1 pseudogene is annotated in these 306 nt (G+C 46.4%); it reads left to right on the top strand.

The features are described from left to right. Positions 1–41: 41 nt before the first annotated feature. Positions 42–306 (top strand): annotated as a pseudogene (locus tag FS628_RS32175) (YndJ family transporter); the annotation flags it as partial.

Here is a 306-nt window from a genome sequence, read left to right as displayed (position 1 = left end):
GGGTTGAATTTGGCGGTGGGGTTGTTAGCGTGGGGTGGGTAATGAGTAGTAAAATGTGGGGGTTAGAAAGTAGGGGAATGGGAGGGATTTTGTGGGTTGGGTGGGTAGTGTTGAGAGTGGTGCTTGGGATGTATGGGTTGAGGAGTATTGTGATGTGTAAAGGAAAAGGAGGGGAAATAGGGATTGGTGGGGGGGTGGTTTATTTTTTTATGGGGGGGATTTGGTTTACGTTATATGAATATCAATTGAAGCTCTTCGAAGGTAATGCTGGAAGGCACGTGTTAAGCTGGCTCCACTTTGATTTGT

Origin of the sequence: Paenibacillus xylanexedens, assembly GCF_007676705.1 — a bacterium.
GTDB classification, from domain to species: domain Bacteria; phylum Bacillota; class Bacilli; order Paenibacillales; family Paenibacillaceae; genus Paenibacillus; species Paenibacillus xylanexedens_C.
The sequence above is the reverse complement of the archived record's forward strand: the minus strand, read 5'-3'. Positions and strand labels throughout refer to the sequence as shown.